The following is an 8807-nucleotide window of genomic DNA, read 5'->3' as shown; positions in this document are numbered from 1 at the left end:
GCTCACAGGTTGGTCAAACAGAACAGTTAAGTACCGAGTCAGTGGAGAGCATATTTAAATCAGTGAGTAATCAATTGCAAAAAAAAGAATGGTCGCCAGTTGAACGGGTGAGTATAGATGAAGTTAGTAAACGCAAAGGTCATAAAAATTTTATAACTGTAGTTAGTGATATTGACCGAGGAGCGCTAATCGAAGTAATTGATAGTCACAAACAGAAAGATATCATTGAAACCCTTAAGCAGCAACCAATTGAGGTGAGAGAGCAAGTCAAAGAAGTTAGCGTAGATATGTGGGCTGGGTTTCGGAAAGTAGTTACGGAAGTATTTCCTAATGCTGTAGTAGTTATTGATAGATTTCATGTGATGCAGCTAGTTAATAGGTGTTTAAATAAAATTCGGCGATTAGCCAAAGTAACAACTAAGGGAAGTAGATACTTACTCCTGAAAAATTATCAAGATTTAACCGAATCAGAGCAATTGTCCCTGGCAAAAATTTTAAATCAGTCACCTTGCTTGACAATTGCATATCAAATGAAATCAGAATTTAGGGAGATTTATGAAACAAGTGAATCTCTAGATGCGGGCTTGTTAAGAATGTCCAAATGGTTAGTTCATGCTCAAGTTTTTTATCCGAAAGTGGCTCGCACAATTTGCTCACATTTACCAGAAATTTGTAATTACTTTATTAGTCGCACCACTAGCGGTGTGATGGAGGGTATTAATAATAAAATTAAGTTAATTATGCGATTGGGTTATGGCATGACTAATTTTGATAATTTGCGTTCTCGATTACTAGCTTCCTTCTCTTGACATTAATAAAACTTATCAACCTTAGTACGGAAGAGCCAATAAGATTGTTACAGCAGGAGAAGATAAAACAGCAAGACTTTGGAACTTGTCACCAAAGCAAAGGAGTCCGATCCCAACCGCTCAAACGCAGATCGAAAATATGGAGATAGGGTTGTATGCACAGTCCGGTTCTGCCAAAAATAACCATCTACTACGCCTTGTTACTGTAGAAAAAAACGGCGTCGCAAAACTTTGGAATTTTTCAGATAAGGTAAAGATGAGTTGGCCAAACAATCTGGGCAAAGTAAAACTTATAACTCTTAGTCCCGACCAAACACGCATTGCAACTGTTGACATAAATAATGTAGGTAAAATTTGGGATCTTTCTAAAAATAACCAGGGTGAGTTTAATACCGATAAAAAGGAAGTCTTGAGTATCAGTTTTAGCCCTGATGGAAAGCTAATTGCCACTGGGGGTAAAGACGGATATGTTAAACTTTGGAATTTGTCATCGGGAGGTATGCAATTACCACAATTTAAGGCGCATCAGGATGGAGTTGGAATTGTAAATTTTAGCCCAGACAAAGACAAGCAACATATTGCTACGGTAGCAGAAAACGGTGATGCGCGAATTTTGGGGATCTCAAAAGAAGGAATAAGCCCGATAGCTGAATTGAATGATAAAGATAGTGTTGCAAGCATCGCTTTTAGCTCTGATAGTAAATTAATTGTCACAGGGACGACTGAGGGTAGTGTAAAACTCTGGGACTCGCTAGGAAACTTCAAAAAAGTTTTAGCAAACACTGATTGGGGTAGTATCAAAACTTTAATTTTCAGCCGTGATGGAAAACGCATTGCTGCTTTAGGAACAAATGGTCAAGCAGGAGTTTGGGAGTTTTCGCGAGAGCAAATCCTAAAAGAAATCGCCAAAATTGATGGTGTCAAGATTTTGAAAATGAGCGAACAACAGAATAATGAGATTATTGCCACTGTAGGAAATGACAATAAGGTAAAGCTATGGGATATGAGGGGGCGACAATTTAATGAATTTGAAAGTAAAGATAGCGGGAATATTACTGCTATTAGCTTCACGCCAGATGGAAACTCTATGGCGGCGGCATTCGATACTGGAATAGTGCAGTTTTGGCAGATTCAAGGATTAAAAGAACTGAGCGATCGGGGTTGTAAATGGCTAGAAGATTATCGGAATACTCATCCCAAAGAAACAAATATATGTTCCTAGTTCAAATCCCCTTCCCATAACGAATAATCTCCTCAACAGTAATCTCTAAATCTGCGAAAAACCGCGACTCAATCCTCTGTTTCCCTATAAAACTCTGAAACTCATATTCTCTTTCCACTAAAATACTACGCGAATTCACCAACTGTCCGATCGAAATCGTAGGTTCTTCAATTTTCGGATTCTTGCGGTTAGGATAACGCTCAACAGTAAACAACGGGTCAACAATCCACAACTCACTTACCCCAAAAGCAGCATACCACAGCGGTTTATGCCGATAGTCCTCTTCCCAATTCTTACTAACAATTTCAATTACAATCGAAGGTGCTTCTTTCAATACCGCTTCTGATTGAGTCTGGCGATTCCAAGCATCGCGATTAATTGCAATCAAGTCAGGTTTACGAGTATCTTTTAGCCCTAATTGTAGTACGGGTTTTGGATGCACCAGCAGTCCGAGTTGGCGGCGTCTGCTTTCCATTCGCAATTCTACCATCAGTTCGGAACGCAAATTTTCGTGTTCCCCTGAAGGTTCAGCCATAGGAGAGATCCTTCCGTCGATAAGTTCGTATTCCTGTCCTTCAGGTAGGTCTAGGTTAAGAAACTCTTCTACGGTATAGGTCTGGAATTGTACCGCGACAACCATAGTCAATTCCCGGCAGTGAGGTATATTATTTTATCATTATAAATGTTTCAATTAATTTTAGCAGAAACTCGATCGCTATTCAATAATTTCATCGTACCGATCTGGATCGTCTTCTCGACGCTGCCTCATTAATGTCAGAATATCTTGTAAGGAAGTTAGCTCTAGCCTTTGATGGCGTTCCTGGGTATAGTTTCCTTGACCAGGGCTGAAGTGCTGAATAAACAGAATTGTATCAACAACACCTAAAGCATCGACTAATGCTTGATACCCTTGTCGAACAATTTCCTGTTGGGTTTTAGTCATTATCATCGTCCTCAACTTGTGTGGATTTCATCAGCCATTGCACTGGATTGTCAACGGCTACATTGATGGCTTGCATATTTCTTTGAGCTTTTCTGAGTAGCCTGTCATCGGTAGATAAAAATATATCGGCGCGGCTTCGTTCAGCACTAGCGATATGAGTTGCATCGTAGCCAGAAAATCCGAGTTTTTGAAGTTCTACCGATCGCTCCTCGATAAATTGGCTACTGATAACTTTGATTTTAGCGCTCATCAGAATTGCTTTCACGTTCTTAAGCCGCTCTAAATCAGGGGTTTGGTCTAGTTCTACATCTAACGCCGTGCTGGTGATGAGTTTCCATTGTCCTGACTGGCATTGTCTTAAGATGGTAAGAATTGCTTGGGTTTCTAATGCAATACGAGGCTGGGTTTGATCGTCGAAAGGACGATTAAGGCAGCAGGCATCAAGATAAATTCTGTAGTTCTGACTCATATCAGTCTTGTCTTGCTGGTGAGGAGTTCTTGCATCATGCCCCTTTTGATCTTTTACCATTAACCACCATATAACTTTTCCCCGCTTTCTCCCCATTCCCATCCAAACTCTTATCTCGCTGCTTAAACTCATCTAACAACTTAAAAAATTGCTCGAAAGCATCCTTTTCATCGCGAGTAAATAGCAAAATAATATTAGCCCAAGAATTATTAGTCCGCACGTTAAACCGTCGCTGTACCCAATCATGGAAATGTTCGTAAAAATCCGCTTCTTCTTCAGTTAATTCAATTCCTAATTCGCTACGAGCAAATTGATAGCCGACTAAAAAATGCCGCAAAATACTAATGTAAGGCTTACCAATATACATTCCCGGTCTGCTTTTAATTTTTGACAAAGCTTCATAAATTTCAGTCATAAATGCCGAAATTTTGGACGATTTGATCAATCTCTCGAAAAATCTCCTCTCTGGATAACTGGCTCACCCAGACCCCCGATTTTTACTAAGGCTTATTTTTAGATAATTCTTTCTCGATTCTAACCTTTTCTAAACCCCTACCGCCCCCTCTTGCCCGTAAGCTTGCCACGCCAAATCCACCAGTCCGTTGACAATTGCAGCCGCTACCACTGCACTACCCTTGCGACCTTCTGTGCGAATGTGGGGAATCAGCGACTCTTGCAGTCGCTCTTTGGCAACATCCGCATCGACAAAACCAGCAGGGGTGCCAATCACGAGAGCGGGTCTAATTTCTTCTGCCTCAATTAATTCTACCAGTACAGTGAGAGCCGTCTGGGCATGGCCCACCACAAATATCCCCTCTGGGTAGCGTCTGGCTAAAGTTTCAATTCCCCACGCAGCACGAGTTTTTTCCCTTTGGGGTCGTGTCAGGGCGTCCATACTACAGTATACGGGGTTGGCAAAGGTGGTTTGGATACTCGGTGTGATGCCAACTTGCACCATTGGCACATCGACGACAATGGTGGTGCGAGCCGCTAACGCTGCGGCTCCTGCTTGCAAGGCTCGTTCTGAAAAACGAATTAAGGATTTGTATTCAAAATCGGCTGTTGCGTAAATTACTCGACGGACAATCTCGTATTCCGCTGGTGAAAAAACATGATCGCCGATTTCGCGATCGATTATTGCCAAACTTTGGGCATCTGTGACGTGCCATTCCATGACTTTTCTCCGGCAGCTATTGTTCGGGCATCGACATGGCCAGTCCTGACCACCCTATCCATTCCTACCCATACGATACCCTTCATCGAAGGATTATCACTCTCTAGCAGAAAAAAATGGCATTTTTGCCATGAGCGATACTCGAACTAACAAGCTTCCACCGGCGATATTTGGTAGTTAGCGGCTGGAACTAGAGGAAGTAGAGGCTAACATTGGCGAGAGGTAGGCAACCAAGGCACCAATCATGAAGCCTGCCACATTCCGAAATAAAGGCAACCACTCGGAAGTTCGAGTGACGACTGGGCCAATGCCGAAGGAAATAAACAGTATTCCCCATAAGGGCGAGAAAATTAAAGCCCATTGCCAAGCCACAATTTGTCCTGGTTTGCGCGGTTGAGCGGCAAATCCAGCAATTACCCCACCGACAATCGAGCTAACTAAGGTAAGAATCCACTGTTCTTGCGGCAGTCCCGGCACTACATTGCAACCGCCTTTTAACAAACAGGTTTTGATGGATTCTAAAGATTGAATAATTGATTGGTCTTCGCCTTCTTCGCGCACAAAGAACATATTGCCGAACCGCGTTTGCAACTCAATCCAGAAGGTACGAGGTAAAAACTCATACAGAGCGTCCCCGACACTGAAATTTAGGATGTTGCCGCCCCGCGAATCGGCAATAAGTAGGACGCTTTTGTCATCTAGTCCCCAATAGTTTTTGACGGCTCGACCGGGCGTGCGATCGTATTGGGTCAAAACTCTCAGCTTCCAGCCGGTTTGCGCCTCGAATTTTTCTAAATCTTCAGCCAGCGCTTCTTCCTGAATATCGGTCAGGGATTTCGCTAGGTCGATGATTGGGGTCTGGATCTCAGGCAGTAACTCTGGGTTGTCGTATGCTAGGGCTGCGGGCGCTTGAGCCCAAAGAGTCGCCGCCAGGAAAAAGGCTGCAATGGATGCTAAAAGTCGTTTTACAAAAATATGTTGCTGCATTGGCTTTTTTACCAAAATCTCAAGTGTGGACAGTAAAATATGTCTTTCTTAATCAAAGGATAATGGAAAACTCATATTTCTTTACACTTGTTCACAAAAAAGATTACAAAAATATAGCAACCGCCAGGGCGATTAAGCCAACTCCAACTGTTACATGAAGTCCATAATCCTTTACGGAGTAAGCTTTTCCGTCTTCCCTCTTCCCTAGCCCCTAGCCCCTAGCCCCTAGTCCCTAGCTATAACCTTCACCTGGTCGGGTGGAGCTACACAAACTAAGCCGTAGCTTAGCAGGGTCAGAGTTTTAGACCGCGTAGCCGATCGAGATTTCGTCTAGTCGCGCCTGACGGCTGTTCATCAACGTCTAGGATGAATTGCGCGTCGGAGGTGTTCAATCTTGTCACTATATGTTATAATTACCAGTCTTCTATAAACTTCTCATGAACAATGAATAATAAACATTAACCATACACTACCGATGCGTCAGGACTCGATCTCACTCAGTTTCATCGGGAGGCCAATAAACTTCTGAATCTAAACGAGAAGCGTCGCCATTTCGGTGGGTAGGAAGTTCGCGATTAGTGTCAGAAGCGCGATGGGACGATGTTGGGGATTGCTCGTAAAAATCCAAGCTATTTCTTTGAGAGGCGGGGAGAGGTGCTGGATTTGACCGCCGCCCGGTTGAGGGGCTAGGACTGCGCGTGAAAGTTTTCCAAGCGGTTTTGACGCCTGTCAAGACGCTGCGGGTAGTAGCTTGCACTTTTTTTGCCTGCGTCTTTGCTGAGACAACGCTTTGCTCAACTTGTTTAACAGTTTGACCGGCGCTTTTAACTCCATCGCTGACATCATCAGTTAAGTCGCTAATTTCCATCCCAGTCAGGCGAATAGCTGACAAGGTGGGGGGCAATTCGCGAGATAGGGTTTCAGCTAATTTTTCCACGCTGCGAGCAGCACGAGCTATCTCCTGCAATGCTGGTATGAGCGCCACCAAAACAGCCGCGAGACTGACGGCAACTAGCAAGATGGAAAATCCTAACCAAAATAGGGGGTTGATCACAGGAGTTGAGCTTAAAGCAAGGGTTATTTTTCTGGTTCTCTCAGGGTTTGTGTGGATGTAATGTCTTGGTTGGCCACCTTAGTCCCTGAAGCATAGGAAGTATTAGAGTATAGCTCTTCTAGTGAATCTGGAGATGGACTTCGATCGGAAGATGCTGCGGCTTCTGTCCGTTCAAATCCTTGGTTTTCTCTGGCTCCAGCCTCTAAACCAGCTGATATGGCTTCTTTGAGTCGCACCAGGGTGCCATCCCAGTTACGCAGTGCTGTCTCTCCGAGGCGATCGGCTTGCAGCTGTACGGTGGTAGAAAGGTCTTCTGCCAACTCCGGTAGGGCGTCGGCAGATTTTTTGAGCAGAAGTCGCGTTTCTCTGCCGGTGCGCGGTGCTATTAGTAAGCCGGTGATTGTGCCGATCGCAGCTCCGAGCAGCATACCGCCAATAAAGGCTCCAGAACGGTTATCAGACATTTTCGACTCTCTATCCTTAAACCCATTTTAGGGTTTCTAAATTAGCTAATAATACGCTCTTTGGGAGATAAGCTGTCGCGCACTTAAATTTTACTCTGGACGGGCAAGATGCCCATCCCACAAGAATCTTATCAAAGTTGACTGTAAAATTAGATGCACAGCAGCTGATCTGAGGTACGGTATACGATCGCCAGAGCGAAAAAAAATCTGGCGATCGCAATCGCTAGTCCTATTTATGTCGTTACTTTACAGACAATTTCGACACTTTTTTCGGGTATTTAGGCTGCCTTGCCAGTTTACTCCGCCCTTGCCAGACTTTACCTACCAGACTGAGTAATGCCACAATTTGCTGCACCCGTTGGATCTGAAGTTCCAGCTGCTGATACTGCGATCGCACCGCCGATACACCCGTCTGACCTTTGGAAATTGCATTAGGTGCCCCATGCAGGATGTTATAGGTATTGCGTTCCGCTGCAAGTATGGCTTTTGCTGCACCTGCTATCACCCGCCGGAGTTTCCAAATGCGCCAAGCAATGTAAAAGTTGATTAAAGCGATGAATGTGTTGAGGACTACAACGACTGTTACCATTTTTTCCTTTTGGCAACAAACTCATGTAGTTTGAGTGTGAGTCGGCTGCTGGACTTATGATACCTATAGTTGTAGCGGTGTTTCCACTAATTCTCCTTAGTGTTGGCCTTAACCATCATCCGAATCTGAAAAAATAAATTCCAAGTTCCGGGCTAATTATGTAAACGTCAATTGTTCGATTTCTGGCAATATCTTCTGTAATAACAGACTTATAACCGCAACCTCCTCAGATTTTCTCGAATTGCTCTTTCTAATCTAGCGCTTTCCGCCAACTGCTCCTCCAACTTCTGCGTCAATCGCTGCATCTTAAAAAATCGCTTATTGCCATTTTTCAACGTAAACGCAGTACTCGAATCACAGACAATACCCAGTTTGTGCTGTAAGAGTAATGCTTCAGACGAATGACATCACTTACTTGTTCAAGGAGTTTTTTGGGAAGTTGTTCCATAAGATGAGATCCAGAATGTTTCTTGATAGTATGACTATCTGGTATGTTATCCGAAAGTTTCTGGTTGTCATTGGAGAATATACGGAATGTTTCTAGCTATCATCCTCCATGGGGTGATTATCCCGAAAGTTTCGGCTTTTTGTTCTGTAGGGGTTGACAAGACGGAAAATGTCAGTATAATAAATAGTTATGCCGCTCAGTACTAGGTGGAGCCGCTACTTAAAGTTAACCTGCTGAATTTCGGGCTTTAAATATAGACTTATTAGTTAACAACACTTCGGACAGTTTGCGATCGCTAACGGTAGAATAAGGGTTTCAGGCTTTCGTCTACCCTCGATCGCTAACGGTAGAATAAGGGTTCTAGGCTTTTACTCAAAAACTGTCCGGGGTATTGAGTTAAGATACATTTGAAGATGCTTAATAAATGTGCATCGCCGTAAAAACTCATAATATGAGTGAACAAAAACACTAGAAAAAATATTGAATGGTATGTTTGAAGAATTCGTGAGCTTTGGGAATTGGTGGCTTCCTAGTAATCCAGAAGTTAAAGTTCCTGGGAAATTAAGCTTTTTGGGTCTTGCGGCATAATGGGGTATAATGTAGCGATCGCTACATTATACCGGTAAAGAACAATGGACTTTCATCTAG

The 8807-nt window shown here is 43.4% G+C and carries 11 protein-coding genes; 2 read left to right on the top strand and 9 right to left on the bottom strand.

Features of this window, described 5'->3' with window-relative positions; genetic code table 11:
* Both LAY57_RS34015 and LAY57_RS34010 read left to right on the top strand, forming a co-directional pair.
* Positions 1 to 809: ISL3 family transposase (locus tag LAY57_RS34015; RefSeq protein WP_249071638.1), on the top strand; the 809-nt coding region annotated here is incomplete at its 5' end.
* A 139-nt stretch (positions 810 to 948) separates the two neighbouring features.
* Complete coding sequence (locus LAY57_RS34010; protein ID WP_249071636.1) at positions 949 to 2031, top strand: WD40 repeat domain-containing protein; 1083 nt, start codon at positions 949 to 951, stop codon at positions 2029 to 2031.
* Between the two features lies 1 nt (position 2032).
* Here LAY57_RS34010 and LAY57_RS34005 read toward each other — a convergent pair whose 3' ends face one another.
* The 9 genes from LAY57_RS34005 to LAY57_RS33965 form a co-directional block, all read right to left on the bottom strand.
* Entirely contained in the window at positions 2033 to 2671 is a 639-nt protein-coding gene (locus tag LAY57_RS34005) for a Uma2 family endonuclease (protein WP_249071634.1), read from the bottom strand.
* A 75-nt stretch (positions 2672 to 2746) separates the two neighbouring features.
* Positions 2747 to 2974, bottom strand: coding sequence for a hypothetical protein (locus tag LAY57_RS34000; RefSeq protein WP_249071632.1), 228 nt, complete (start codon positions 2972 to 2974; stop codon positions 2747 to 2749).
* Positions 2967 to 3443, bottom strand: a complete 477-nt coding sequence (locus LAY57_RS33995; RefSeq protein WP_249071630.1) for a PIN domain-containing protein — start codon at positions 3441 to 3443, stop codon at positions 2967 to 2969. Before LAY57_RS33995 ends, LAY57_RS34000 begins: the two co-directional genes overlap by 8 nt.
* A 34-nt stretch (positions 3444 to 3477) precedes the next feature.
* On the bottom strand, positions 3478 to 3858 hold the full coding sequence (locus tag LAY57_RS33990; protein ID WP_249071628.1) for a hypothetical protein: 381 nt from the start codon (positions 3856 to 3858) through the stop codon (positions 3478 to 3480).
* Between the two features lie 129 nt (positions 3859 to 3987).
* Positions 3988 to 4617: a precorrin-8X methylmutase gene (locus LAY57_RS33985; protein ID WP_249071625.1), complete on the bottom strand. Its 630-nt coding sequence runs from the start codon at positions 4615 to 4617 to the stop codon at positions 3988 to 3990.
* A 177-nt stretch (positions 4618 to 4794) separates the two neighbouring features.
* Positions 4795 to 5604: a TPM domain-containing protein gene (locus tag LAY57_RS33980; RefSeq protein WP_249071622.1), complete on the bottom strand. Its 810-nt coding sequence runs from the start codon at positions 5602 to 5604 to the stop codon at positions 4795 to 4797.
* 493 nt (positions 5605 to 6097) lie between these two features.
* Positions 6098 to 6658, bottom strand: a complete 561-nt coding sequence (locus LAY57_RS33975; protein WP_249071620.1) for a DUF948 domain-containing protein — start codon at positions 6656 to 6658, stop codon at positions 6098 to 6100.
* Positions 6659 to 6681: 23 nt separating this feature from the next.
* The gene (locus LAY57_RS33970; protein WP_249071618.1) at positions 6682 to 7122 is read right to left on the bottom strand and encodes a YtxH domain-containing protein; all 441 of its coding nucleotides are present in this window, start codon (positions 7120 to 7122) and stop codon (positions 6682 to 6684) included.
* A gap of 241 nt (positions 7123 to 7363) precedes the next feature.
* Positions 7364 to 7711, bottom strand: a complete 348-nt coding sequence (locus tag LAY57_RS33965) for a hypothetical protein (protein WP_249071615.1) — start codon at positions 7709 to 7711, stop codon at positions 7364 to 7366.
* Positions 7712 to 8807 lie beyond the last annotated feature (1096 nt).

It is taken from the genome of Argonema antarcticum A004/B2 (genome assembly GCF_023333585.1).
GTDB classification, from domain to species: Bacteria; Cyanobacteriota; Cyanobacteriia; order Cyanobacteriales; family Aerosakkonemataceae; genus Argonema; species Argonema antarcticum.
This window is presented reverse-complemented; position numbering and strand designations above follow the sequence as displayed.